At 45.4% G+C, this 26,993-nt stretch carries 24 protein-coding genes and 1 pseudogene (1 of these 25 running past the window's edge); 9 read left to right on the top strand and 16 right to left on the bottom strand.

The features are described from left to right. A protein-coding gene (gene aroE / locus NI389_RS10395) for a shikimate dehydrogenase (RefSeq protein ID WP_308359795.1) crosses the window boundary here: on the bottom strand, positions 1 to 108 show its 5' end (the start). It extends 714 nt beyond the left edge of the window; 108 of the gene's 822 nt are visible here — the first part of the coding sequence; the start codon lies at positions 106 to 108; the stop codon falls past the left edge of the window. 24 nt (positions 109 to 132) lie between these two features. Here aroE and NI389_RS10390 point away from each other — a divergent pair, with 24 nt between their 5' ends. Further along, positions 133 to 597: a group II truncated hemoglobin gene (locus NI389_RS10390; RefSeq protein ID WP_308359793.1), complete on the top strand. Its 465-nt coding sequence runs from the start codon at positions 133 to 135 to the stop codon at positions 595 to 597. 105 nt (positions 598 to 702) lie between these two features. Further along, positions 703 to 2,310, top strand: coding sequence for a methyl-accepting chemotaxis protein (locus tag NI389_RS10385; RefSeq protein ID WP_308359792.1), 1,608 nt, complete (start codon positions 703 to 705; stop codon positions 2,308 to 2,310). A 52-nt stretch (positions 2,311 to 2,362) separates the two neighbouring features. Here NI389_RS10385 and hemF read toward each other — a convergent pair whose 3' ends face one another. The 6 genes from hemF to NI389_RS10355 form a co-directional block, all read right to left on the bottom strand. Then, the gene (gene hemF / locus NI389_RS10380) at positions 2,363 to 3,274 is read right to left on the bottom strand and encodes an oxygen-dependent coproporphyrinogen oxidase (RefSeq protein ID WP_308359791.1); all 912 of its coding nucleotides are present in this window, start codon (positions 3,272 to 3,274) and stop codon (positions 2,363 to 2,365) included. Between the two features lies 1 nt (position 3,275). After that, a complete protein-coding gene (locus NI389_RS10375) occupies positions 3,276 to 3,839 on the bottom strand; it encodes an L-threonylcarbamoyladenylate synthase (RefSeq protein ID WP_308359789.1) in 564 nt (187 codons plus the stop codon). Positions 3,840 to 3,844: 5 nt separating this feature from the next. Further along, entirely contained in the window at positions 3,845 to 4,405 is a 561-nt protein-coding gene (locus tag NI389_RS10370) for a DNA topoisomerase family protein (RefSeq protein WP_308359787.1), read from the bottom strand. Between the two features lie 88 nt (positions 4,406 to 4,493). Next, positions 4,494 to 4,967: a DUF494 family protein gene (locus NI389_RS10365; RefSeq protein WP_308359785.1), complete on the bottom strand. Its 474-nt coding sequence runs from the start codon at positions 4,965 to 4,967 to the stop codon at positions 4,494 to 4,496. Next, positions 4,960 to 6,045 (bottom strand): DNA-processing protein DprA, encoded by a 1,086-nt coding sequence (gene dprA, locus NI389_RS10360; RefSeq protein WP_308359784.1) that lies wholly within the window; start codon positions 6,043 to 6,045, stop codon positions 4,960 to 4,962. The genes NI389_RS10365 and dprA overlap by 8 nt, the downstream gene beginning before the upstream one ends. Before the next feature lie 29 nt (positions 6,046 to 6,074). Continuing rightward, complete coding sequence (locus tag NI389_RS10355) at positions 6,075 to 7,202, bottom strand: LysM peptidoglycan-binding domain-containing protein (RefSeq protein WP_308359782.1); 1,128 nt, start codon at positions 7,200 to 7,202, stop codon at positions 6,075 to 6,077. A 117-nt stretch (positions 7,203 to 7,319) separates the two neighbouring features. Here NI389_RS10355 and def point away from each other — a divergent pair, with 117 nt between their 5' ends. Genes def through trkA form a run of 4 tightly spaced genes read left to right on the top strand, consistent with a single transcriptional unit; the run spans position 7,320 to position 11,475 of the window. Then, a complete protein-coding gene (gene def, locus NI389_RS10350) occupies positions 7,320 to 7,829 on the top strand; it encodes a peptide deformylase (RefSeq protein ID WP_308359781.1) in 510 nt (169 codons plus the stop codon). Positions 7,830 to 7,859: 30 nt separating this feature from the next. Beyond that, positions 7,860 to 8,807 carry a methionyl-tRNA formyltransferase gene (fmt, locus tag NI389_RS10345; RefSeq protein WP_308359779.1) on the top strand — a complete coding sequence of 316 codons (948 nt, stop codon included), beginning with the start codon at positions 7,860 to 7,862 and terminating at the stop codon, positions 8,805 to 8,807. Continuing rightward, on the top strand, positions 8,804 to 10,090 hold the full coding sequence (gene rsmB, locus NI389_RS10340; RefSeq protein WP_308359778.1) for a 16S rRNA (cytosine(967)-C(5))-methyltransferase RsmB: 1,287 nt from the start codon (positions 8,804 to 8,806) through the stop codon (positions 10,088 to 10,090). The genes fmt and rsmB overlap by 4 nt, the downstream gene beginning before the upstream one ends. Before the next feature lie 8 nt (positions 10,091 to 10,098). Next, positions 10,099 to 11,475 (top strand): Trk system potassium transporter TrkA, encoded by a 1,377-nt coding sequence (gene trkA, locus NI389_RS10335; RefSeq protein WP_208841986.1) that lies wholly within the window; start codon positions 10,099 to 10,101, stop codon positions 11,473 to 11,475. A 44-nt stretch (positions 11,476 to 11,519) separates the two neighbouring features. Here trkA and NI389_RS10330 read toward each other — a convergent pair whose 3' ends face one another. From NI389_RS10330 to NI389_RS10305, 6 genes and pseudogenes are all read right to left on the bottom strand, one after another. After that, positions 11,520 to 12,203, bottom strand: a complete 684-nt coding sequence (locus tag NI389_RS10330) for a flagellar brake protein (RefSeq protein WP_308359776.1) — start codon at positions 12,201 to 12,203, stop codon at positions 11,520 to 11,522. A gap of 96 nt (positions 12,204 to 12,299) precedes the next feature. Further along, the gene (locus NI389_RS10325; RefSeq protein ID WP_308359775.1) at positions 12,300 to 12,758 is read right to left on the bottom strand and encodes a hypothetical protein; all 459 of its coding nucleotides are present in this window, start codon (positions 12,756 to 12,758) and stop codon (positions 12,300 to 12,302) included. Positions 12,759 to 13,410: 652 nt separating this feature from the next. Beyond that, positions 13,411 to 14,862, bottom strand: a complete 1,452-nt coding sequence (locus tag NI389_RS10320; protein WP_208841983.1) for a TrkH family potassium uptake protein — start codon at positions 14,860 to 14,862, stop codon at positions 13,411 to 13,413. Between the two features lie 39 nt (positions 14,863 to 14,901). Further along, positions 14,902 to 15,514, bottom strand: a pseudogene (locus NI389_RS10315) (YigZ family protein). A 145-nt stretch (positions 15,515 to 15,659) separates the two neighbouring features. Next, entirely contained in the window at positions 15,660 to 16,982 is a 1,323-nt protein-coding gene (pepQ, locus tag NI389_RS10310; RefSeq protein ID WP_308359773.1) for a Xaa-Pro dipeptidase, read from the bottom strand. An 84-nt stretch (positions 16,983 to 17,066) separates the two neighbouring features. After that, on the bottom strand, positions 17,067 to 18,950 hold the full coding sequence (locus NI389_RS10305; RefSeq protein ID WP_372588630.1) for a transglycosylase SLT domain-containing protein: 1,884 nt from the start codon (positions 18,948 to 18,950) through the stop codon (positions 17,067 to 17,069). A 288-nt stretch (positions 18,951 to 19,238) separates the two neighbouring features. Here NI389_RS10305 and fadB point away from each other — a divergent pair, with 288 nt between their 5' ends. From fadB to tusA, 3 genes are all read left to right on the top strand, one after another. Next, entirely contained in the window at positions 19,239 to 21,401 is a 2,163-nt protein-coding gene (fadB, locus tag NI389_RS10300) for a fatty acid oxidation complex subunit alpha FadB (protein ID WP_308359771.1), read from the top strand. A gap of 13 nt (positions 21,402 to 21,414) precedes the next feature. Next, positions 21,415 to 22,581 (top strand): acetyl-CoA C-acyltransferase FadA, encoded by a 1,167-nt coding sequence (gene fadA / locus NI389_RS10295; RefSeq protein ID WP_308362542.1) that lies wholly within the window; start codon positions 21,415 to 21,417, stop codon positions 22,579 to 22,581. A 162-nt stretch (positions 22,582 to 22,743) separates the two neighbouring features. Next, positions 22,744 to 22,983 carry a sulfurtransferase TusA gene (tusA, locus tag NI389_RS10290; protein ID WP_308359769.1) on the top strand — a complete coding sequence of 80 codons (240 nt, stop codon included), beginning with the start codon at positions 22,744 to 22,746 and terminating at the stop codon, positions 22,981 to 22,983. 406 nt (positions 22,984 to 23,389) lie between these two features. Here the strand turns inward: tusA and NI389_RS10285 are convergent, their stop codons facing one another. From NI389_RS10285 to glyQ, 3 genes are read right to left on the bottom strand one after another with little or no spacing between them, the layout of a single operon-like run. After that, positions 23,390 to 23,839 carry a hypothetical protein gene (locus tag NI389_RS10285; protein ID WP_308362541.1) on the bottom strand — a complete coding sequence of 150 codons (450 nt, stop codon included), beginning with the start codon at positions 23,837 to 23,839 and terminating at the stop codon, positions 23,390 to 23,392. A 40-nt stretch (positions 23,840 to 23,879) separates the two neighbouring features. Beyond that, on the bottom strand, positions 23,880 to 25,949 hold the full coding sequence (gene glyS / locus NI389_RS10280; protein ID WP_308359768.1) for a glycine--tRNA ligase subunit beta: 2,070 nt from the start codon (positions 25,947 to 25,949) through the stop codon (positions 23,880 to 23,882). Between the two features lie 2 nt (positions 25,950 to 25,951). Next, entirely contained in the window at positions 25,952 to 26,851 is a 900-nt protein-coding gene (gene glyQ, locus NI389_RS10275; protein ID WP_208841978.1) for a glycine--tRNA ligase subunit alpha, read from the bottom strand. Positions 26,852 to 26,993: the final 142 nt, after the last annotated feature.

Genomic DNA, 26,993 nt, shown 5'->3' with positions numbered 1-26,993 from the left:
GATTGGCTCGTAAGTAAGTGCATCACCTAATTGTTGCGCGAACAACGTATGGATCATCGGTGACTTTGAGTGTTTTATCGGGTTGCCTAATACCGCGTACTTATCCATTATTTGATTACTTTCTGGAACATCATGAAGCAGTTAATTAAACGCATCTTTCAAAAAGATGCAAGCGACAAAAACTCAAACACCGCCAGCACACCTGATACTCCATCTCCAGATAGAACGCCCTACGAGATAATGGGCGGAGAACCTGCGGTGCGAGCCCTTGCAAATCGTTTCTATGATTTAATGGAAACGGAAGCCTTTGCAAAACCACTTTATGATATGCACCCTCTTCCATTAGACCGTATTCGCCAAGTCTTCTTTGAATTTTTATCCGGTTGGCTCGGTGGACCCGACCTGTTCGCAGAGCAATATGGACACCCTAGATTACGTATGCGCCATATGCCATTTCCCATCGATAAAGCCTTGCGAGATCAATGGATGCACTGTATGAATAAAGCATTGGATATCGAAATTGATAATCCTTTATTACGAGAAGGACTACGTAACAGCTTGTCCCAATTAGCAAGCCACATGATAAACCAAGAATAAAGTATGATGTGTATAGCTTGGTTTGCTGAGCAATTATTGCGCTGAGTCAATATCTCCTTTTTGATTTACGCGCATAATTCACGTCCTTGTTAAGGAAAAAGAACCATGCGCGTGAAATCAATCCAACACAAAATTTATGCTTTACTGGCGTTGACGGGTGTCCTCGTCTTAATTGCATCTATTTTGTCGAATTCCAGACAACAACAATCGCTTGCACAGGAAACTGTCGAATCAAGCATTCGCCTGCTGGCGGACAACTACTTTGATTCAATCAACACCATGATGCTCACCGGTACAATGGCTAACCGAGAGATATTAAGTAATAAGTTACGAGCCCACCCAAACATTCGCGATGCTCACATTATTCGAGGCGCGCAAGTGATCAAACTTTTTGGGCCCGGCAATAGCAACCAGAAAGCCATTAGTGACGCCGAACAAGAAGCCTTGAATGGCCGTGAACAATTGGTCATCGAAAATCGTAAAAATGAACGTGTAATGACCTACCTGAAGCCGATGATTGCAAAGCAAGATTACAAAGGCACGAATTGTTTAGGTTGCCACGCTGCCACCGAAGGCCAAGTCTTGGGGGTCGTTCGGATCAGCTATTCACTTGATGACATCGACACAACCGTTAAGCAAAATACGTGGCTAAGTAGTGGATTGTTATCGGGCATATTCCTCACCACGTTTGTAATTCTTGGCATCCTATTTCGGAAAATCTTTATTGTGCGTCTGAAGACACTTGGTCGCACAATGCGTCTTGCAACCCAACACCAAGACCTTAGTTTACGTATCGATGACAATGTTGATGACGAATTAGGCCGTCTCGCAGACAACTTCAACAAAATGATGACCGGTTTTACGGAGAGTATCGCGAACGTATCTTCGTCTTCCCACATACTCATCGGTAGTGCAGAAAAAATCTATAACTCTGCCGATGAGACTGAACGCGCTATTTTAGAACAAAAGCAAGGCACCGACTCAGTTGCTGCGGCAATCAACGAGCTCGAAAGCTCATCCGCTGAAGTGAAAAATACCACGCATTTTGCGTCTGAGAAATCAGACAGTAGTAACCACTTAGCAGAAGAAAGCATGGCTGTTGCACACCGAACCGAGCAAAGCATCAATCAGCTAGCACAAGATGTCCGCACCGCAGCGACTCAAGTGAGCCAACTACAAGCACAAACACTTGAAGTTGGTAAGGTGCTGGAAGTGATCAGTAGTATTGCAGAGCAAACGAACTTGCTTGCCTTAAATGCCGCGATTGAAGCCGCTCGCGCTGGCGAAGCAGGACGAGGTTTTGCGGTGGTCGCAGATGAAGTGAGAACACTCGCAACTCGAACCCATGACTCTACCGATGAAATTAAACGCACAATTGACAAGTTGCAGTCAGAAGCGGCTCAAACGGTTAAAGCAATGAATGCCTCTTGTGAAGAAGCGGACGAACGCGCGATGCAAGTCAAACAAGTTGCGCAAGCTCTGAAAGACATTTCAAACCAAATGCATGAGATCAATGATTTGAACGTGCAAATAGCGGATGCTACAGAACAACAAAATTTGGCAGCTGAAGAAATCAACCGAAGTGTCGTGGCCATCAGAGACAATGCCGAACGCTCACTATTGGATGCACACGGCAGTAAACAGATAAGTGAAGAGTTGCTGCAGCTTGCAAGAGATCTAGACGATCAGGTACGTCGATTCAAACTACACTAATAAAAAAGGCGCTTCGGCGCCTTTTTTGTTCCAAACGAGGTGACTATTTTTATTAATCTAACCATGCCCTAGGCTTTAAAAAGTCCGTATACAATAACGCCTCTTTCGAACCTGGCTCTGGCGTATAGTTGTATTCCCAACGTGCAAGCGGTGGCATAGACATCAGGATCGATTCAGTACGACCACCTGTTTGTAAGCCGAACAAAGTGCCTCTGTCCCAAACCAAATTAAACTCAACGTAACGACCACGACGGTAAAGTTGGAACTGACGCTCCGCTTCACCAAAAGGTTCACTTTTTCGTTTTTCAATAATTGGCACATACGCGTCAAGGTAGCCATTTCCAACAGCTCGCATAAATGCAAAACTTTTCTCAAAACCCCATTCGTTTAGATCATCAAAGAATAAGCCACCAACACCGCGAGTCTCATCTCGATGTTTTAAATAGAAATAATCATCACACCATTTCTTGTAGTCGCTGTATACATTCTCACCAAACGGCTCACACAGTGATTTTGCTACCGTATGCCAATGTTTTACATCTTCCAAAACAGGGTAAAAAGGAGTCAGATCAAAACCTCCACCAAACCACCAAATAGGTGCTTCGCCCTCTTTCTCGGCAATAAAAAAGCGCACATTTGCATGACTTGTTGGAATATGAGGATTCTTCGGGTGAATCACTAAAGACACGCCACAAGCGTGAAAACTGCGCCCCGCCAGTTCAGGTCGATGCGCCGTCGCGGATGCAGGCATCGATGCGCCGTAGACGTGCGAAAAATTAACACCACCTTGTTCAATGACTGCGCCATCACGGATAACTCGCGTACGACCGCCACCGCCCTCTGTACGCTCCCACGCATCTTCGACAAATTTTGCTTTTCCATCCGCCGCTTCAAGTCCTTGGCAAATATTATCTTGAAGTGCGAGTAAAAACTGTTTAACAGCTTCCAATTGTGTGTTCGACATATTAGTTCCTAAGGATTGCGCCGCTTAGCGCATCAATAATTTGGCTTGGAGTGGCGTCATGGTTAACGTTGCCATCAAGATAAATCGCTACCTGATCCGAAAAATAACGTTGTGCCTCTTCTGAAGTGCGCGCCGCTGGTTGGCCACTTACGTTAGCGCTGGTCGAAACAAGCGGTTTTCCAAATTGTTGGCATAATGTTTTGACTGTTGGATGAGCGCTCACACGAATAGCAATTGACGAACGCCCTCCTGTAAGCCAACTTGGGGCGTGTTTGCTGGCCGGAAGTATCCATGTTATTGGACCTGGCCACGCTGAAAAAATGGCCGCTCGTTTGTCCATCGGAATTGCTGCATCGTCGACGTAAGGTAGGCATTGCCCATAATTGTCAGCAACAAGAATGAGCCCTTTACCCTGTGTGCGAGATTTTAACGCCAACAGCTGTGCGACAGCTGCCTGATTGTCAGGATCACAACCCAAACCAAATACGGCTTCAGTTGGATAGCAAATGACAGCACCTTGATTCAGTTTTAATACCACATCAGATAGAAGTTGCTCGGTGGTCATCGTGTTTACTCTTGTTTGTGCTGACACGTCTTTTGCGGGCATTGTAACACAATTTTTCCAGCCCGTTTTTTTTCCACCAGCAACCCAAATCCACATTGGCTACAAGTTCCATCGACAGGTTTGTCATTGACGCTGTATTTGCAACTTGGGAATTTGTCGCAAGAATAAAAATGCTTACCAAATTTATTTTGGCGTTTAACTAAATGACCTTTATGGCATTTGGGGCACGAAGGCAAAGCTTCAATATTTTCTTCTTCTCTATCTGGTGCAATGTAATGACAAGAAGGAAAACCCGAACAGCCTATGAACATACCGTAGCGACCGTTTCGTATTACCAAAGGGTGTTGGCATTCAGGACAAAGACTATCAAGTGTTTTAATAACGTGACCGTCATGATGATGCAAAGGACGTAAATAACTGCAAGCTGGGTAATTTGCACAACCCAAAAATGCGCCATTTTTGCCATGTTTAATCCGCAGCTCTGAACCACATTCAGGACAAACTTCATACTCTTTTTCTAAAGCATGGCTATCAGCATTAAACAACGAGTGATCTATTTTGCTCATCAATTATCGGGGCCTGGCACAAAATTGTGCCTACTATAGCGGCAATCTAAGCAGGGTCAAGTGGCCTTGACCCTTACAGGTATACAGATTAATGAAGTAGGCCGTTGGGCTCTTCGAAAATCAAATCCTCCATTTGCGCAAAGGCTTTTTCCTTTCCAGGTACATTAAAGAGCACCATCAAGATAACCCACTTTAAATCTTCAAGCGTAATGATGGATTTTTCTAGCGCAAAAATACGGTCGATAACCATTTCCCGTGTTGTGCTGTCAATTACGCCTATACGTTCAACAAACATTAAAAAACTTCGACATTCCAGATCAAGCACTTCGCACTCTTCTTGGCTGTATATGCGAATCGAATGGTCGGCTCTTGCGTTTAAGTAGGGGATTTCGTCACTGTGTTGTAGATCCGCTAACTGTTCTAACCAATTTAGCGCTTTGTAAATTTCGTCGTGGTTAAATCCAGCACGTTCGAGCTCTTTCGTTAATTCATTTTGCTCAACGTACACTTCAGATTCGTTGTGAATATAGTTTTCAAACAAATACATTAAAATATCAAACATCTCTACCCCTAGCGACTTTCATATAGCCTTCGGCAACCTTAGCTACTTTATCTTCAAGTTCTAAGTCCAATAATCGAGCGGTGAGCTCTTCAATTGGCCATTGGGTTCTTAGCTGTAAAGCATCAATAGATGTTGCTTCATAACCAAGACAGTTTAATACGGGGCACGCCTCCACCATTTTTTTAGTCGGCTCTACATTTATATATAGCTTGTTTTCATAAAAAAGGGCGAATTCTGAAAGAATATCCTCGGCATTTTCACACAATTTTGCGCCTTGCTTTATCAAATAGTGGCAGCCTTGGGCCATACTGTTTCGTATCGACCCAGGCACAGCAAAGACTTCTCGGTTTTGTTCCAATGCATAACGCGCCGTGATGAGCGAACCACTTTTAATTTCTGCCTCCACGACCAATGTTCCAAGTGACAAGCCTGAAACAATACGATTTCGGCGCGGAAAATGTTCAGGTTTAGGCACGGTTCCTGGTAAAAACTCACTGACCACCAGCCCAGCACCGATGATGTCACGGTAAAGTGATTGATTTCGCTTTGGGTAGATTACGTCGACACCAGTCCCAAGCACTGCCACGGTTTTGCCCTTTGCAGCTAATGCTCCCTGATGTGCGGAAGTATCGATACCCAAAGCCAAACCTGACGTGATAGTCAGTCCGGCTTCAGCACAGCGAAAGGCAAACTCATAAGCGGTCTCTTTACCACTAACAGTAGGGTTACGAGTCCCGACAATAGCCAGTTGTGGTGCCTGCAACAGTGAGACATCACCAAAGTAAAACAAGACTAATGGCGGCGCACTGATTTCTTTTAATCGGGTCGGATACGCCTCATCAAACAGACCTATCCATTGTATTTGCTTGGCTTCGATGTCAGCCATGTAACGTTTAATAAGTGCATAGGGAGGCGCCGCAAAATAAGCTTGGTGAGACTCATTGAGTAACGTGTGATCAAGATCTTGCCGTGATTCGATAGAATGAACATGAGCTGCAAGCCACTTTGACAACGTTTTTGGCCCAAGACCTGGACAAAGCAATAATGTGAGGTAGTCCTGTAACGAAAATTTATTCAACGCTCTCTCCTTAGAGCAAAACAAATTCTCTAGTTTGGCAAAGCCTCAACAAAATCGCCAATTCGAAGTGGCTCAGACGTTTTCGTCACTAAGGCATAACTGACCTTATCAAACACTCGAAATACCATGAGTTCACCTACTTTCTCTTTCGGCATCGTCCAAACAGTACTGCCCTCGGTATTGTCATCACCAAAAAACTCCGAGGTTGCCTTAATCAGCTTCTCGAGGCTGTTAGCATCTTCTACGTAGCGAGGGCCACTGTGACCTTCTATCACCGTTGGCGACTGACGTTTAATGTCAAACATAAACCCTTCATGCACTTGCTGCGCTTTACCCACGTTAAGCACGACAACGGACATCGAACTAAACTCACGCAATTGATTGTTCGTCGCGATAATTTGCCCAGACATCGCCGTAGATGGGCGACTCATTTTGAATTGCGCACTGTAATTAGCAAACGAGTTTAAGGGAATTAATCTGTCCCCTGCACGAATCTCTTGTTTCACTTCTTCAACGTAAACGGTACCAGGACTGCCGTTTGCAATATCACCACTTCGGATCCCTCGCGCGGTTGCCACTAAACGCATCTCTGTCGCCAAGATTTGCTGACTTTCCAATTCCTTGTAATCATCGCCTTTGCGGTAAATACCATAAAGCGCGTTATTTACTACATTCCCTTTCACATAGAGGAGTTGGTCGAGTGTGTTGATTTTAACATTGCGATTTGAGCCCAAAATAATTGGGTGCATGTCGATGTCCGCCTCGGTAAGCGCCACTTCATGCGTCAAATACGGTTCGATCACACTCAAAGGCAGTGTGGGTATGGCGATTTGATTCTTTTCGATAACACGTACTGTAGGAGAAAGTTTCACAACGCCCTTAACCAACTGTAGCTGTGGTTGTCCGTTGGCATCATAGACCAAAGCTAATACGTTACCAGGGTAGATGAGATTTGGATTTTTAACTTGCGGGTTCCACGACCATAGTTTTGGCCAAAGCCATGGACTCGATAGATAAAGATTTGAAATATCCCAAAGCGTATCTCCCTTTTTAACCACATACTGTGCTGGTGCATCCGGTTTAATTTGCAATTGTTCTGCTTGCACGCCAAATGCAACACAAGTTGCTAATAACAAGCCAGAAAGAGGGAGTCTCATGTGTGCTTCCTTGAGTTATTTTTCGATATTATCAACCAAAACCTGTTAAAGGTGAATGTGAATGGCTAAAATAAACACATACAATACCCTATTTTTATGACAAACGAAAAGGTTACTATGGCAAGGTTAGAAGTACTGAGGTTTCCCGATGAGCGCTTACGCACAGTGGCAGCACCTGTTGCGGAAGTAAATGATGAAATCCGCCAAATCGTCAAAGACATGCTCGAAACGATGTACGATGAAAATGGTGTCGGCTTGGCCGCGACGCAAGTCAATATTCATCAGCGTATCGTGGTTATTGACGTATCGGAAGAACGTGATGAACCTCTTGTACTAATCAATCCTCAAATTGTTGAAAAAGCAGGCTGCACTATTAGCGAAGAAGGCTGTTTGTCCGTTCCATCGTCTTACGCAAAGGTAGACCGTGCAGAAACGGTTACCGTGAATGCATTAAATGAAAACGGTGAACCCTATTCATTTGAAGCCGATGGTTTGTTAGCGGTGTGTGTTCAGCACGAATTAGACCACCTAATTGGTAAACTCTTTATCGATTACCTGTCGCCACTTAAGCGTCAGCGTATTCGTAAAAAGCTAGAAAAAGACGCCAAGTTGGCTGCTAAAGCTTAATCTTCTGAGCAAACCAAATTAGGACTTAACGTGACCACTCCTCTACGCATTGTTTTCGCGGGGACGCCGGATTTTGCCGCGCGTCACCTCGCCGCTTTGATCCACTCTCACCATGAAGTTATTGCTGTGTACAGCCAGCCAGATAGACCTGCAGGTCGAGGCAAAAAATTAAAAGCGAGTGAAGTTAAAGAACTCGCGCTTCAGCATAACATCCCTGTTTATCAGCCTGAAAACTTTAAGTCTGACGAAGCCAAAGCGGAATTGGCGGCGCTGAATGCCGATGTCATGGTCGTGGTCGCTTATGGTCTCTTGCTACCAAAAGCCGTGTTAGATATGCCTAAGTTTGGTTGTTTGAACGTACATGGCTCAATCTTACCGCGCTGGCGTGGTGCGGCACCAATCCAACGTTCAATCTGGGCTGGTGACGCGGAAACCGGTGTGACTATCATGCAAATGGACGTAGGTCTCGACACTGGCGATATGCTTCATATCGTGACCTGTCCAATTGAATCGACAGACACTTCAGCCTCGTTGTACGAAAAGTTGGCTCAAACGGGTCCATCGGCTCTACTTGAAACGCTCGACCAAGTGGCTTCAGGGTCAACTCAACCCGTAAAACAGGATGATGCAGAGGCAAACTACGCCAAAAAGCTGTCCAAAGAAGAAGCGCAAATTGATTGGACCATGAGTGCAGAGCAAATCGAACGAAATATTCGCGCCTTTAATCCATGGCCAGTGGCATTTACACAGATGCAAAACCATACCGTGAAAATTTGGCAAGCTGAAATAGACGTGCGCTCGGGCGAAGCCGGTAAAGTGCTTAGCGCAGACAAGTCAGGAATCGTTATCGCCACTGGCGACAAAGCACTGAGAATTACGTTACTTCAGCCTGAAGGCAAAAAGCCAATGTCTGCGCAAGATTTCCTAAATGGACGAGCTGATTGGGTTACTGTCGGTTCTTTGGTAGGTCATGCATGAGTAATGTAAGAGCCATTGCTGCACAAACACTATTCCAAGTAGTAGATAAAGGAGTGTCTTTATCTACCCAACTGCCTATTGCTGCAAAACTTGTTGCGCCGAAGGACAAGGCCTTGCTGCAAAACATGTGCTATGGCGTATTGCGTTATTTGCCAAGTTTGGAGCATTACTGCCAAAAACTACTCGAGCAACCGCTAAAAGGAAAAAACCGCGTTTTCCAATTTTTGCTGTATGTAGGTATTTACCAACTACAACACATGCGTGTGCCTTCACATGCAGCAGTTGCAGAAACGGTCAACGCACTAGCAGAACTGCGAGCCCCCGGCCTAAAAGGACTGATCAACGCCATTCTTCGCAATTTTCAGCGCCAACAAGCTGAATTGGAAGCCAGCGCCAATGACATTCCCGTATGCAAATACAATCACCCATCTTGGTTCATTAAAGCCGTGCAAGCTGGCTACCCTGAGTCGTGGGAATTGCTTCTTGAAGCGAACCAACAGCAAGCCCCGATGTGGCTGCGTGTAAACCAGCGCCAGAATTCAGCGGAGCAGTATGCAAACAAGCTAAACGAACAAGCAATTGGCTTTTCTCAGGACGACCGTTTTGTCGATGGGTTGTTGCTGAATGCCCCATGTGATGTCGACAAACTTCCTAATTTTAGCGTGGGCGCTTGTTCTGTCCAGGATGCCGCGGCTCAACTTGCCGCAAGACTACTTGCACCTGAAAACGGTGAACGAGTGTTAGACGCGTGTGCCGCACCTGGTGGTAAAACATGCCATTTGCTCGAACTAGCAGACTGCAACGTAGTCGCGATAGATGCTGACGAAATACGATTACAGCGAGTAGAAGACAATTTGGCGCGCTTGTCATTATCAGCACACTGTCTTCAAGGTGATGCCAGCCAACCGGATGATTGGTGGGATGGTGAGCAATTTGACCGTATTTTACTAGATGTTCCATGTTCAGCGACTGGGGTTATTCGCCGTCATCCAGACATAAAATGGCTACGCCGTGCCTCAGATATCGAAGACTTGGCGCTAATTCAGCGTAAAATCCTGAACAATATCTGGCCATTGTTGAAAGCCGGTGGCACACTGCTTTATGCAACTTGTTCGGTGTTACCTGCCGAAAACCGCAATCAAATAACCGCGTTTTTAGCCGAACACACGGATGCGCAGTTGGTTCCTTTGCATAGCGAAGACACCGAAACAACACCAGGCATGCAGCTGTTACCAGGTACTACTGACGGCTTTTATTACGCTAAATTGTTTAAAAAGAACTAAATACTGATATGAAAATCATCATTTTAGGCGCCGGTCAGGTCGGTGGAACGCTCGCTGAAAACCTTGTTGGTGAACAAAACGAGATAACGGTCATCGACATTGATGGTGACCGACTCAGAGAGCTTCAAGACAAATACGACTTACAAGTCGTACACGGCCATTCAGCTCACCCTGATGTATTACGCCAAGCCGGTGCCGATGATGCCGATATGATTATCGCTGTGACCAGTTCGGACGAAGTTAACATGGTAGCGTGCCAAGTTGCCTACAGTATTTTTAATACGCCAACTAAAATCGCTCGGATCCGCTCGGAACAATACCTGCGTCATAAAGAAAAACTATTCCACAATAACGACCTTCCGGTAGACCACTACATCGCACCGGAGCAGCTAGTAACAAACTACATTCGTCGCTTAATCGACTACCCGGGAGCTTTGCAAGTACTGCAATTTGCCGATGGTATGCTGTCCTTGGTTGCGGTAAAGGCCTACTACGGTGGTCTTTTAGTTGGTTATGCGCTGTCGGCATTGAAAGAGCATATTCCAAACGTGGATACGCGTGTTGCTGCGATTTACCGTCAGGGTAAAGCCATTAAACCGCTTGGTACAACGGTTATAGAAGCGGATGATGAAGTCTTTTTCATTGCTGCAACGAAACATATTCGCGCCGTGATGAATGAGCTACAAAAACTTGAACGCTCGTATAAAAAAATCATGATTGCAGGTGGTGGTAATATCGGCGCGGGTCTTGCTCGTTCTCTTGAAAAAAACCACAGCGTTAAACTCATAGAGCGAAATCCAACTCGCGCCGCTCAGCTATCCGAGATGCTTGATAATACAGTTGTGTTCAGTGGCGACGCGTCTGATCATGAGTTGTTATCCGAAGAACACATTGAACAAGTGGATGTTTTCATTGCTGTAACCAACGACGATGAAGCCAATATCATGGCCGCCATGTTAGCCAAGCGGATGGGTGCGGCAAAAACGATGGTACTAATCCAACGAAGCGCTTATGTTGACCTTGTTCAAGGGGGTGAAATTGATATTGCGATATCACCGCAACAAGCAACTATCTCTGCTCTGCTGACTCACGTTCGTCGAGGTGATATTGTCAACGTCTACTCATTGCGAAAAGGGGCAGCAGAAGCTATCGAAGCGGTTGCTCACGGCGACGAAAATACTTCTCGAGTGGTTGGCCGTGCAATTCGAGATATCAAGCTCCCAGCAGGTACGACCATCGGTGCCATTGTACGTGATGATGAAGTGTTGATTGCGCACGACGATACCATTATTGAATCCGGTGACCACGTGATCATGTTCTTAATTGATAAAAAGCACATCGGTATCGTGGAAAAGCTATTCCAAGTCAGTGCGCTGTTCGTCTAAATTATTTTCGGCATATCAGGGAGTTCTAACTCTATGATATCTATCTACACCACTTCAGTCTGCTCTATCACTGATAAATCTATTAGATAATCTTTGAGTACGTTTTCTATCTTACTCTGTTCGCACAATAACTTGATGCCTAGATGGGTCGTCACACTTTCCTGCTTGATACTACATACTTGTCCTTGCAACGTAATGTGCTCCTCATCCTTTCCTGTGAGTTTAATACTGCACAGCGTTTCCTTTAAATCTTCTGGTACGTGAGGCTCTTGTACGTGCAGTTGTAACCCTTTCAAACTGATGTCTTTAATCACACCTAAGGTATTGTAATTTGGAATACAAAAGGTGGCGGGAATGAGTGTCGGGATCCGAGTATGATTGCGCAGCTTGATCAGCTGAACGCTTTCTGGAAAATGAATAAAAATAAGCCGCGCGGGATGGACAGTCACCGACTTTATGTGTGCTTTAAATGCAATGATTTGCCCGCCACTTTGTTCAAGCAACGCTCGCACAATCACTTGCGCACCTTCTTTTATGTAGTCCAACGCCGCGCCTAATCGCTTAGGGTTGGGATGATTTAAAACGATAAACTGTCCCTCAAGCAGTCCGACGAACTCGGTTTTCACCCGCTTGCTGGTGGCTGGCATTAAGATTTCTACATCAATTAAACTACCAGCGACAATTTTGTTTAAATGCGCTTTGCTTCCTGCAACTTCGGTTTTCAACATAATGGCGACAACTTCCAAACCCTTCTTGTTGCCATTAAAGATCCAAGCACCTCAAGTTGCAAGTTTAATAAACTAAAAAATAAAATGACGCCCGAGCTAATTCAGCAAAAAGTGGCCGCGCAATACTTGTGCACCTTCTCTTAAGGTCATCATACGACTTTGCGCTTCTAAAGTGCTCATCGACATATCCAGTTCATAGTGCTCTGTAAAAAAGACCATCGGCTCGCCATTACGCTTAAGTACAATGGTAATACCCGCCAACTCACTCTCATCACGCAGCGCGTTGATAATAGATGCGCCTTCTAGCGCCAATGGTGGCAGAGTTCTTTTTTGCCATAATTCAGCTTCATGAATAATTTTGACGACGAACCGCACCCCGAGCTCGCATCCAATTTGATGGTGCAAACCGAAAATAGCTAAATGACTGAGTCGAGGAGATGAAATCGCTTTTAATTGTCCATAATTCTCTAGGTGTTCGTTAATCACCTTTACACTATTCAACAAGCTGCACTCCGGCTTTTCACCCGAGTCAAACAAAAGCGTCTGATCTTCCACGACATTCCTTGGTTTTGAGTATGCAAACGCGAGCACTGTGACACTCCTAGTTAATCTATTGTGAACATATTTACGCAAATAACACCCGAAAATCCGAGTTTTTATCATTTTGTTAAAAATAGTTTTGTTACTAGGTTACAAAAAGCAGGAATAAAAGGGACAAACAAGGATTCCACCAGCAAACAAAAACTCTCTAATACACTAATTTAATTGGTTATATATATATTTCATTGATGGGTTGCGTAAAATTTACGAGTGCTTTTTAAACAAGAATAAAACGTTACAAATTTGCACTCGAATTAAAAATGGTAACAAGAAAGTGTCTTTTTTCACCCGTAAGCGGAGTTATTGATTTTATTAAACGCGCACAGTGCGTTTTGGGCCACGCCGTCCTGACACAGCGGTCCAGCTCGCAATCCATTGCTCGCGTTCGCCGAGCTGCGAAGCGCTGCTTCGGTCTCAAAGAAAGGAAGTGAAAGAGTCATCCTGACACAGCGGTCCGGCTCGCAATCCATTGCTCGCGTTTGCCGAGCTGCGAAGCGCTGCTTCGGTCTCAAAGAAAGGAAGTGAAAAAGTCATCCTGACACAGCGGTCCAGCTCGCAATCCATTGCTCGCGTTCGCCGAGCTGCGAAGCGCTGCTTCGGTCTCGGCTCACCCTCTCCAAAATGTGGGGGTAAAAAGGACAAGCAAGGTAAAGATTTCTAAGCGACCAAATACCATAGCGAGCGTTAGTAACCATTTTGCTGAATCCGTAATATCGCCATAGTGCGACGCAACCTGACCGAGGCCTGGACCTAAGTTATTTAAACATGCTGCTGTCGCAGAAAACGCAGAGATGTTATCTAAGCCCGTTGCAAGTAAACCCAACATGATGATCACAAAGACCAGTGCATACGCAGAGAAAAAGCCCCAAACCGCTTCAACCACTTTGTCAGGTAGCGCTTTACGGCCTAATTTTATCGAGTAAATCGCACGAGGGTGGACAAGGCGGTTTAACTCTCGGATCCCTTGTAAATAAAGTAAGAATACCCGCACGACCTTCATACCCCCGCCCGTTGAGCCGGCACATCCACCGATAAAGCTAGAAAAGATAAGTAAGATAGGCAAAAAAAGCGGCCAAGCTGAGAAGTTATCTGTCGCAAATCCTGCTGTCGTACTAATCGATACGGCTTGAAACAAAGCCTGATCTAATGTTTCATCACCATCCGCGTAAACGTGGTTAGATGAAAGCACCGCAAAACAAATCACCACCAACACAGCTTGAATGAATAAGAAGACCTTAAACTCCGGATCTCGTAGGTACGCTTTTACACTTCGACTTGCAACGGCCGCATAATGTAGCGAGAAGTTGATAGCGGCAATGAGCAAAAACACCACACAAATAAAGTTGATTAGTGGGCTATCGAAATGACCCATGGAAGCATCGTAGGTTGAGAAACCGCCGATCGCGATGGTCGCAAACGCATGGCAAATTGCGTCAAACCAACCCATACCAGCAAGCCAATAAGCAATGGTGCACGTTGCTGTCAACGTTACGTAGATGTACCACAAGTGCTTCGCGGTATCGGCGATTCGAGGGGTCATTTTTGAATCTTTTACCGGTCCAGGCGTTTCCGCCCGATACAACTGCATACCACCAACGCCAAGCATTGGTAAGACTGCGACGGCAAGTACGATGATCCCCATACCGCCAAACCATTGCAATTGTTGGCGATAGAAGAGGATTGATTTCGGTAAATATTCAATACCCGTCAGTACGGTCGCCCCTGTTGTCGTCAGTCCTGAGAATGCTTCAAACACGGCATCAGCCAATGATAAATTGGGTTCTTGCAAGAAAATAAGAGGCAAAGACGCGAACGACCCCAGAACCAACCAGAATAATACAACGATTAAAAAGCCCTCTCGCGCTTTTAAATCACCATGTTGGTGGCGGTTAGGGTAATAAGCGAGCAATCCGATAATAACGCTGAATATAAAGGCGAGGACGAATGGTACACCACCACCGTCTTTGTAAATTAACGACACTAATGCTGGCGGAACCATCGTGAGACTAAATAACACGACAAGTTGGCCAAGAATTTTAACTATAGTACGAAACTGCATGCGCCTTGCTGCTCACTTTTTATTATCATTCTGATTGTCTTATTCTTTGATTTTGAACTCAACTGTTCCATGGGTTAAATCATAGATTTCTTCGCATGCCGTCGTCGCTTCACGATAGTCTAATTCTACCAGCCATGCGACTTTATCACTGTAGTTTTTTTCCAACGCCAGTATGGTGAAGTGACTTTGCAAGTATTGTTCAATCTGACCTTGCTGCCCATAATCCGAGATACCTTCTAAATACGCTGGAGATATTTTCAAGCTCGTTTCAAGCTGTGCCAACGCATTGTTTAGCGATCCTCCGTAGGCTCGAACCAACCCCCGTACCTAGCTTAATCCCACCAAAATAGCGCGTGATAACTGCCGTGACTTCGCCAAGTCCAGAACCCATTAGAACATTAAGCATCGGTTTTCCCGCCGTGCCATTTGGTTCACCATCATCAGAAAAGCCATAAACATGACTCCCCTTTGGATGACCAGCGACATGGGCCCAACAATTGTGACGTGCATCTGGGTATTTTTGGCAAATGGAATTAATGAAGGCTTTTGCCTCTTCTAACGTCGGGGTGTGCGCAATATGCACGATAAACGTACTTTTCTTGATTTCTTCTTCGTAGGTAATAGAGGCCGCGGGAATGCGGTATTCAGACATGCGTTATGCTCTTACAGTAAAAGGGGCCATTGCCCCCTTTTCGCTCATCGATCTATGGTAAGGAGTATCGGGTAATAACATTACGTTACCCAATACGCCCTACTCAGCTGATGCGTATCGTACAATTTGTACTCGGATTATATGCCTAATCGAGTTTAAAATCCCGAGTCATGTTCTCAAGGCGATCCGCATGCACAATAATGTTGTCTTCAATTCGGATACCACCGTATGGACGGAATTGGTCAACTTTGTTCCAATTGATGTACTTCGTGTTTTCCGTCTTTTTCAGATCATCGAGCAATGAATCGATGAAATAGAGGCCAGGTTCAATGGTGAAGACCTGCCCCGCCTCAATTCTTCGCGTGCAGCGCAAGAACGGGTGGCCTTCTGGTGGCGCTTGGTGAGTACCACTTTCATCAGCCATAAAGCCGCCCATATCATGTACTTGCAGACCCAAATGGTGACCTAAGCCATGTGGGAAGAAGGTGCGACTGATCCCTCGTTCAACAATTTCCTCTGCGGGCAAATTCACAATACCAAAGCGAGACAGCAATTCAGCCATACGTTGATGGCAATCCATGTGTAATTCGCCATACAACTTACCTGGCGCAAGACCCTTACCTAACGCAATTTGGTGCTCGTTTAGGGCAACCACGAGTTCATGGAACTCTCCACGACGCTCAAAATCATAGGTGCGCGTAATATCCGCCGCGTAGCCGTTAAAATTTGCACCAGCATCAATTAAAAAAGACAGATGTGATTTCGGGGCGTGACGCTCAAAATGGGTGTAGTGCAAAATGGCACAGTTTTCATTAAGCGCAACGATGTTTCCATAGGGTGTATCGTTTTCCGCATGGTGTGTTGCACTGAGATACGCTTGCTGAATTTCATATTCAGACGCTTTTGCATAAAACGCGTCTTTCGCCGCAGTATGACCGAGCACCGCCAAACGGTTTGCTTCGCGCAAACACGCCTGTTCATAAGGTGTTTTATACGCACGATGGTAGTGGAAATAGTTCAGTACGGCTTCTGGGTTCATGTGCGTGAATCCAAGCGCTTGAGCAACCTCTAAATACTCACCAATGTAGGCAAATGAGGCTTTGTCGTAAGGCAAATATTTTTCAACTTGATCAGGTTGAACCAATAATTGAATATCGAAATAGTCAGCCCAAAAGTCACTTGGTACGTCAGGCACTTTGTGCCAAAAATCGACGGGTCGGTAAAACACAAGGCGCGGCTTATCGTTGCCATTTACCACCAACCAGCAATGCGGGTTGTCGATAACGGGTAACCAAGCTTTAAAGTGAGGATTCACTTTAAATGGATAATACATATCATCTAAAAATAAACGCTTTGCCTGACCTGAGTGGATCACTAATCCATCCAGACCCTGACGTTCTAGAATTACTCGTGTACGTTGCTGAAGCGTGTCGATATGTTCAGCGTATAATCCAGCTAATAGTTCCATGGTGTACCCATTTCATTTTATACGTTATGGTTTTGAGTCTATCATAGGCCTTAAACAAAAACGACGCATCGTCGTCGAACTGCGTTAGCCACCGATTGACAAGTCCAGCACCTCTTTAAGTAGATTATCGCTCTTGCCTAATCGTTGTCGATAGACTTGTCGATAGGCGTAAACATTTTTAACGTAATCTCTCGTTTCCGTGTATGGAATGAGCTCAATCCATACCTCTGCCGGCATGGGTTCCTTGGGTACCCAATTTTTGACACGATGGAAACCGGCGTTGTATGACGCCGTCGCCAATATTTCATTGCCATCATTTTTCGATTTAAGGTAATTCAAATAATGTGTCCCTAACCGAATGTTCATTTCAGGTTTCATTAATCGTGAATTCGAAATGCGCTTTTTACCGATGTATTTTGCTGTGCTGGGTAAAATCTGCATCAGTCCATAAGCGTTAGCGTGCGAACGCGCATCTGGTGCAAACGAGCTTTCTCGGCGGGCAATGGCAAAACTCCAATCCACGTCAACTTTATTGCTTGAGCTAAAACGCTCAAACAAGTCTTGAAATGCAAGCGGAAAACGCAGTTCAATGTGATCCCAAGCGCCAATTTCCGCTAACGTGAAAATGGTTGAGTCATACCAATCAAATTCCGCAGCTAACTGTGAGGCGGCAAGTTTTTCTTCTTGGCTGGAGGTATTGGTTAAATAATTCCACTCTCGGCGCGCTTCGGTATAACGCCCTAATTCATACAGCGCTTTTGCACGTTTAAAGCCAGGGGCCTTCGCTACTTTGCTCAACAACGCAGGCTCAAGGGTTAAAGGAACTTCGTTGAGCTGTGTTGGCAGCCCAAGTCGACCTGCCGCTAAGAAACCATAATAGTGACGTTCGTTTGCGACATCTTGCCATAACTGCTGTGCTTTAGCTTGCTCACCCAACTGATTATAGCTGTATGCCAGCCAGTACTTTTGACCACTGCTCATATGTTCATGACCCACAAAGAGCGCCTTAATGCCTTGCCAGTCTTGGTGTTTAAGTTTGTTCGCCAATAACCATTGCATCAGTTTTTCATCACGCAACGCTTTAGGCACTTTATTCAACCAAAATTCTGCTTCAGGCTCGCCCTTGGAAGCCAACGCAAGCGCAAAGCGATACGCAACTTTCGACTTTTGAGATTCGCTAAACGCAAACATGGTTTGCAATTTATCCCAAGCCCGAAGCGCAAGCTTCTTATCGCGCCAGATCAAACGATTCATGCCATAAACCGCAATCTCGGCTTCTTTGCTTGAACGATTTTTATATCGATAAAGACCCGCGGCAGCACTAGGATCTTGCCTGACAGCTAAATACAGATCGGCTAAATAGGCTTCGTCTTCTGGCAATAGAGTCTTGAGATAAGGAAGCAGTGCACTTTGCCCACCTTGTGCGGTACTGGTTATACGTTGCCAAACAAGTTCTTGAGTAAGGTAGCCCGCACTTTGCCATGTCGCAAACAAACTGTCGCATGCTTTGGGTTGTGATTTACCGACACGCCAAAGCTTGGCCACTTGATCTAAAATAGCGGGTTTCGGTGCGCCTAAGTCCAACTGATATCGTAAGTAGTAACACGTCAATTCAGCGTCACTGGTTTCTTTGTAGGCATTGATGAACAGCGCTTTTTTATTATGTCGACGCAAATAGTCCAACCAACTTTCACGAACCGGCCATTCCAACGGAGTGTGTTGGTAAACCGACAAGAAATGCTCTATTTGCTTTTGATAACGAAGGTGTGGATGGCGTTTGTAAAAGGCCATCTCTACATAAGGGGATAAAGGATGATCCAGTTCGCTGAGCGATGCTTGGACGGCCTTAAAATTGCCCGACCACGCGACGCGCTCTGCTTCTTTAAATTTATCATGATCATCCGCTTTGCTCGGCAACACAACCAACCCTAAGGTTAGCCACGTTGTTGTCAAAAACCATTTTTTTATCATACCAAGTACATTGTCCTCGGAAGTCGTCTACAGTTTTGGATGCGAAGGAAAAAAGGCGCGCATCAACAGTCCGTTATACAGAACACCACGGTAGTAGAATCAAGCTGAACCTACGCTTGTTTCCTTGACGCAGTATTACGCCTTCCACCTTAGCATCTCTGCGCCCCGATTTTTAGTTTGCGCGGTAAATTGCTGGTAAATTTTTCATTGCAATTTTTTTTAAAGCGGCCACACTGAGCGAAATAACAACTCATCGTACCAGTGAGCAACGAGGGAGATAAAAGCATGTTATACCAATGCGAGTCATTTGTAGTTGATTTCTACAAAGACAAAATCGCTGAATTTAAGTTTTGTATGCCAGGTTCGGTCAATAAACTTTCTCAGCAAACGCTACAAGAATGTGGCAAAGCGTTAGCAGAACTTGCGCAGCGCGGTGATATTGAAGGTCTTGTGTTTACCAGTGATAAAGACCATTTCATTATCGGTGCCGATATTTTCGAATTCCTACCGACATTCCAACTACCAGAAGAAGAACTTGTAGGCTGGATCAAAAACGCAACGGACGTATTTGACGCTATCGAAGATTTACCATTCCCAACCATCTCAGCAGTTAATGGGTTAGCACTTGGTGGCGGATGTGAGTGGTTACTAGCAACAGATTACCGCGTAGCAACACCTGCCGCGAAAATTGGTCTACCTGAAGTTAAACTTGGGATCATGCCAGGCTTTGGTGGCACAGTTCGTTTACCGCGTCTTATCGGTGCGGACAATGCCATGACATGGATTGCAACAGGTAAAGAAAATCGTGCAGACGAAGCGTTAAAAGTCGGTGCAGTTGATGCCGTTGTGAACCAAGAGAAGCTCGTCGAGGCTTCAATTAAAATGTTGGAACAAGCGATTGCTGGCAAGCTAGATTGGCGTGCAAAGCGCGCGAAGAAAATGTCGCCATTGCAACTAAACCGCACTGAACAAGGTATGTGTTTCGCGATGGCCGAAGGCATGGTGTTTGGCCAGACTAAAGGTCACTATCCTGCGCCAATGATGGCAGTGAAAACAATTAAAGCGGCAGCAAATCAAAGTCGCACAGAAGCGATGGCGCTTGAAAATGCCAATTTTGCTAAATTAGCGAAAACGCCAGAAGCAGCGGCACAAACAGGTATTTTCCTTGCTGACCAATACATTAAAGGTGTTGCAAAGAAACAAGCAAAACAAAATGACAAGCCGATAAAGCGCGCAGCAGTCCTTGGTGCGGGTATTATGGGCGGTGGTATTGCTTACCAATCCGCTTACAAAGGCATTCCGATTGTCATGAAAGACATTCAGCCTGCGGCGCTTGAATTAGGTATGGGTGAAGCTGCGAAAATATTGGGTAAAAAGGTCGAGCGTGGCCACATGAAACTCGACAAAATGGTTGCGACGCTGGGTAAAATTCAACCGACGCTTAATGACCGCGACCTCGAGGGTGTTGACGTGATTGTTGAAGCGGTAGTTGAAAATCCGAAAATCAAACAAGCTGTTTTGGCGAACCTTGAAACGCAATTACCTGCAGGTACCGTGCTTACGTCCAATACCTCGACCATTCGTATTGATGAATTAGCTACCGCATTGAAAAACCCGGAAAACTTCTGTGGTATGCACTTCTTTAACCCTGTACCAAAAATGCCGCTTGTGGAAATCATCCGTGGTGAGAAAACGTCAGAAGCGACGATTAACGCCGTTGTTGACTATGCTCTACAACTAGGTAAATCACCGATTGTTGTGAATGACTGCCCAGGTTTCTTCGTGAATCGAGTGTTGTTCCCTTACTTTGCCGGTTTCAGCCAAATGGTTGTTGAAGGTGCTGATTTCGCGGTTATCGACAAAGTCATGGAAGGTATCTTCGGCTGGCCAATGGGTCCTGCGTACTTACTTGATGTTGTCGGTATCGATACCGCAAATCACTGTACTGGTGTAATGGCTGATGGCTTCCCTGCTCGTATGGCGCGTCAAGACAAAGATCCTGTTGCTGTACTTGCCAATGCGGGTCGCTTTGGTCAGAAAAATAAACTGGGCTTCTATCAGTATGCTCCAGATCGCAAAGGTCGCTTGAAAAAAGCGAAAGACGCAGAAGCCGTTGCATTATTAAGTTCTATTTGCGATGCACCTGCGGACTTTGACAAGCAAACGATCATTGAACGCTGTATGGTCCCGATGCTGAACGAAGTGTTACTGTGTTTACAAGAAAACATCGTTGCGTCACCACAAGAAGCGGACATGGCATTAATTTACGGCATCGGATTCCCTCCATTCCGTGGCGGTGCGTTCCGTTACCTAGACCAAATTGGTCTTGCAAACTTCGTTGCAATGGCGGACAAATACGCTCACCTAGGTGCAATTTACCAAGTGTCAGAACAAACACGTCAATGGGCACAAGAAGGCAAAGTGTTCTACAAAGTGGAGGGTCAATAAGATGGCTAACACAATGAATAATGCAGTTATTGTTGATTGTATTCGTACTCCAATGGGCCGTTCTAAAGCGGGTGTGTTCAGATACCGCCGCGCCGAAGACTTAAGCGCTCATTTGATGAAAGGTTTGCTCGAACGTAACCCTCAAGTTGACCCAGCCAGTATTGATGATATTTACTGGGGCTGTGTTCAACAAACGCTAGAACAAGGTTTTAACGTAGCGCGTAATGCGTCACTACTTGCGGGCATTCCGCACTCGGTACCTGCGGTAACGGTAAACCGTCTGTGTGGCTCCTCAATGCAAGCTTTACACGATGCAGCACGAGCGATTATGACCGGTGCAGGTGACACCTACCTTATTGGTGGTGTTGAGCATATGGGTCACGTACCGATGACACATGGTGTGGATTTCCACCCAGGCCTATCGACTTCAGTTGCACAAGCAGCCGGGTCAATGGGTTTAACCGCGGAATACCTTGCGACTATCCACGGCATCAGTCGTGAACAGCAAGATGCATTTGCTGTTCGTTCTCATCAACGTGCTCACGCTGCGACGATTGAAGGCCGTTTCCGTCCTGAAATTTTAGCGACTGAAGGTCATGACGACGACGGCGTGCTTACCCTTGTGGAAGACGATGAAGTCATTCGTCCAGAAACAACGATGGAAGGTTTAGCGCAGCTACGTCCCGTATTCAATCCAGCAACAGGTACTGTAACTGCGGGTACGTCTTCAGCGTTGTCAGACGGCGCCTCTGCGATGTTGGTCATGAGCGAAAGTAAAGCGAAAGAACTCGGTTTACCTATCCGTGCGCGTATTAAATCCATGGCGGTAGCTGGTTGCGATCCATCAATCATGGGCTATGGTCCAGTACCCGCGACGAAGAAAGCATTGCAAGCGGCTGGTATTACGATTGATGACATTGACGTTGCGGAACTAAACGAAGCGTTTGCAGCTCAATCACTCCCTGTACTGAAAGATCTTGGTTTGTTAGACGTAGCAGACGAAAAAGTAAACTTAAACGGTGGAGCGATTGCATTAGGTCATCCACTGGGCTGTTCAGGTTCTCGTATCAGTACGACGCTTATCCACCTTATGGAAGCGAAAAACGCGAAATACGGTTTGGCCACGATGTGCATCGGGCTAGGTCAAGGTATTGCGACAATCTTCGAGCGCGTTGAATAACCAACAACGCACTCTCAATTCAACTTGGTGACCAAGGGCAAAGTACATTTTCGTGCTTTGCCTTTTTTCTTTGCAAGAAGCAAAACCCGCTCTTAGGTTTATTTGTCGCCGAATGCGCGATAAAATAGCAACTTCGTCAAAATTAGTAAGCCGAGTCAAGTTATGTCTTTTGAAAATCCCGATCACACATTAGATGCCATTGGTCTTCGCTGCCCGGAACCCGTCATGATGATCCGTGGTACAGTAAGAAAAATGCAAGACGGCGAAACCCTACTGGTGTTGGCGGACGACCCTTCGACGACTCGTGACATTCCGAGTTTTTGTGAATTTATGGACCATACGTTAGTTGCGAAAGACGTAGCGCAAGTTCCTTATCGCTACTTGCTAAAAAAGGGACTCTAAAGAGAAGTCGTGGTCGTCGTGATTAGAAAAACGATCGGTTCACCCCTTCTCAAACATAATTAGCTTAATAACAAGACAAGTGAAAGTTGGTTAGTTTGCAATTGATTGCATTCCAGAGTTTAACATCATGTGATCACATGAATAAATTGCCTCCATCTTTATGCTCTCAATTTAAGTCCGTGTATATTTATGTTGGGTTGTGCTGATATTCTGGCGATATCTCGCCCACTATACCGCCGTTATTTTTCCTCGTTGTTTGTAATTTGAACGCTGAATAATCAAGAGAAACTACGAATAGATACTTGATTTAAAAAAACTACTTTTTGGCTTGAACCTTTTACGCGTCAATTTAAATAAAAAGGACCTTTCGGTCCCTTTTACTTTTTACACGCGCTCTGTCTATGCTCTAGTTTGGCAAAACAGACACCAATGGTTGACTCGGTGTGCGGTAATCTAATTGAATAATAAAGACTCCCTTGCGTGCAGGAGTAAAACTAAAATAGTTATACACGGTCTGACAGTCGGCGACTTTTGGTTCGCCTAGTGCAAGCTTGCCATCAACCGCATAACCGCAGTTATAGCCTTCCGTCCAACTCGCGTCCGCGATTTTAAATTCGTATACCTTACCTGGCGTTGTAAACTTCACGCGTACTTGGTAAACCCCAGCACTCGTTTCTCGCATTTGATAAACCGCTTCCGCATCCCACAACGTGAAATCACCTCGGACAAACATCGGTCTATCAATACTTTTTACAACAGAGTTTGTGGTATTGCCACCACGCACGCTGACATTTGACAGCTGTGCACTACAGGCACTTAGTAGTAAGACTGTAAGTGCTAGAATAATGTGTTTCATCATATTAAATCAAAGCCCCACTTTCGTGGGGCCTTTACTCTTAGTTTTGTAAAACAGAAATGTCCGCCGTATTCATAAAGAGTCGGCTTAGTTCAGACAGTAGTGCCAGTCGGTTATTTTTAACCGCTTCGTCCTCGGCCATTACCATGACATTATCGAAGAAATTATCGACTGCTTCACGCAACGTAGCAAGACGTGTTAAAGCTTGCTGGTAGTCACCCGCAGCATAAACAGGCTCAAGTTCCGCAGTCAATGCTGCAACCTGTGCTGCAAGTACTTTTTCAGCTTCATCTTGTAGAAGTGCACTGTTCACAGCCGCTTCCGTATTCACGTTATTCTTAGCAAGAATATTGTTCACGCGTTTGTTTGCTGCCGCTAAACTTTCCGCTTCCGCTAATGTGCGGAAATGGCTTACTGCTTTCACGCGACGGTCAAAGTCAGCTGGTGAAGAAGGACGACGAACAAGTACTGCTTGAATCACATCAACTGCAATGCCATCGTCTTGATACCATGCGCGGAAACGACCAAGCATAAACTCAAAAACGTCTTCTGCTACATTGCTATTTGACAACTTATCGCCAAACAAGCTTTGTGCTTTTACGATAATTTTGAGCAAATCCAGTGGCAACGCCTTTTCCACCATAATACGCAGTGCACCGATCGCAGCACGACGCAGCGCAAACGGATCTTTGTCCCCTTTCGGTGCTTGACCAATGCCAAAGATACCAACCAGCGTATCAAACTTATCCGCAAGTGCTACGGCAAAACTGATTGGGTTGGTTGGCAGTGCATCACCCGCAAAACGAGGCATGTATTGCTCATTTTGAGCAAGAGCTACTTCTTCAGCTTCACCGTCAATACGCGCATAGTGCATCCCCATGACACCTTGTACATCCGTAAACTCCATGACCATATTAGTCATCAAGTCTGTTTTACAAAGTAAGCCTGCACGTTCCGCAAGTGTTTTATCTGCGCCCAATTGCTCAGCAATAAAACCAGCAAGCGCGGAAATGCGATCAGATTTGTCTTTTAATGTACCAAGTTGTTGTTGAAACAAGACCGTTTCCAACGACGCGAGACGACTTTCTAACGAGTGTTTCTTATCTGTTTCAAAGAAAAACTTCGCATCTGCGAGACGCGGACGTACCACTTTTTCATTGCCTGAAATCACCACTTGTGGATCTTTACTTTCAATGTTTGAAACGAACAGGAACTTATTCAATAAGTTGCCTTTCTCATCAAGCAATGGGAAATATTTCTGGTCGTCTTTCATTGTACAAATTAACGCTTCTGCGGGTACTTCAAGGAAAGACTCTTCAAACGACGCGGTAAGCGTTACTGGCCACTCAACAAGTGACGTCACTTCTTCAAGCAAATCTTCGTCCATCGCAACAACCGCATTAACCGCTTTTGCTGCAACTTCAATTTGTTCGCGGATCATCGCTTTTCGCGTTTCATAGTCCGCAATGACATACGCACCTTTTAGCGTGTCAAAAATTGCATCCGCATGAGCAAGCGTTGTACGAGCAGGATGATGGAAACGGTGGCCTTGTAATTCGTTGCCAATCGTTTTTCCAAGCACTTCACCTTGTACAACATCACCACCAAACAACGCCGCGACCGTATGAACTGGTCGAATGAATTGCGTTCTGTACGCGCCCCAACGCATCGGTTTTGGAATTGGTAATTTAGCCAATGCTTTGTTGATTGCGTCGCTCAGAAGCGTCGTCGTCTTTTGTCCTTCAACTTTCGCTCTGTGTAACAACCACTCGCCTTTATCCGTGGCAACGCGCTCAGCTTGGTCAACCGTAATACCACAACCACGCGCCCAACCTTCAGCCGCTTTGGTTGCGTTACCATCTGTGTCGAACGCAGCAGCAACTGCTGGACCTCGCTTTTCAACAACTTTATCTTGCTGTTGAGTTTCAAGTGCAATTACTCGTAACCCTAAACGACGGGGAGAGGCGTACCAAGACACTGACTCACAGGCGAGTTCGAGACTTGCCAATTCGTTTTTAAAATTCTCAGCAAACGCTTCCGCAAGTCCACGCAATGCTTTCGGTGGTAATTCTTCAGTACCGATTTCAATAGTTAAATTTTCAGTGGTCATGGTTAGTCCTTACACAGCGGGAAACCTAACGCTTCACGTGCCTCATAGTAGGCTTGCGCACATGCTTTTGATAGCGCTCGTACACGAAGGATATAACGTTGGCGTTCAGTAACTGAGATAGCGTGACGCGCATCGAGTAAGTTAAATGCATGTGATGCCTTCATTACTTGCTCATAGGCAGGGAGTGGTAAGCCTGCTTCGATCAGCTTTTGGCTTTCAAGCTCACACGTGTCGAATTGCTTAAACAATGCGTCGACATTTGCGTGTTCGAAGTTGTAAGCCGACTGCTCTACCTCGTTTTGATGGAAAACGTCACCATAGGTCACTTTTCCGCGCGGACCATCCGTCCAAACTAAGTCGTAAATACTGTCTACGCCTTGTATATACATTGCCAGACGCTCAAGACCGTAAGTAATTTCACCGGTTACAGGGAAACATTCAAGTCCGCCGACTTGTTGGAAATAAGTGAACTGTGTCACTTCCATACCATTCAACCAAACTTCCCAGCCAAGACCCCATGCACCTAATGTTGGAGATTCCCAGTTGTCTTCAACAAAACGAATTTCATTGGTAAGGATGTCAATGCCCATAGCTTCCAAAGAACCTAAGTAAAGTTCTTGAATATTGTCTGGAGAAGGTTTCATCACTACTTGGAATTGGTAGTAATGCTGGAGACGATTTGGGTTTTCACCATAGCGTCCATCTGTTGGACGGCGACATGGTTGAACGTATGCGCTTGACATAGGTTCTGGGCCAATCGACTTTAGAAATGTCATTGGATGGAATGTACCCGCACCCACTTCCATATCAAGTGGCTGGGCGATTACACAGCCTTGCTGTGCCCAATAGTCCTGTAAAGCCAGGATCAAACCTTGGAAGGTTTTAATATCGTATTTTTGCATAATGGCTTTTATTTGGTACAGAGTAATGCCTCATCTCTGACGCGATTAACACGTTAGATGAGAGCTGTTGTGATTGAAAATTACGCTCAGTATACCTTGTGCGCTAACAGGTTTTAAGCAATTTATCGGATGTTTAAATAAA

It is taken from the genome of Pseudoalteromonas xiamenensis, assembly GCF_030994125.1.
GTDB lineage: Bacteria > Pseudomonadota > Gammaproteobacteria > Enterobacterales > Alteromonadaceae > Pseudoalteromonas > Pseudoalteromonas xiamenensis_B.
Note: the sequence above shows the minus strand (reverse complement) of the source record. Positions and strands in the feature narration are given on the sequence as shown.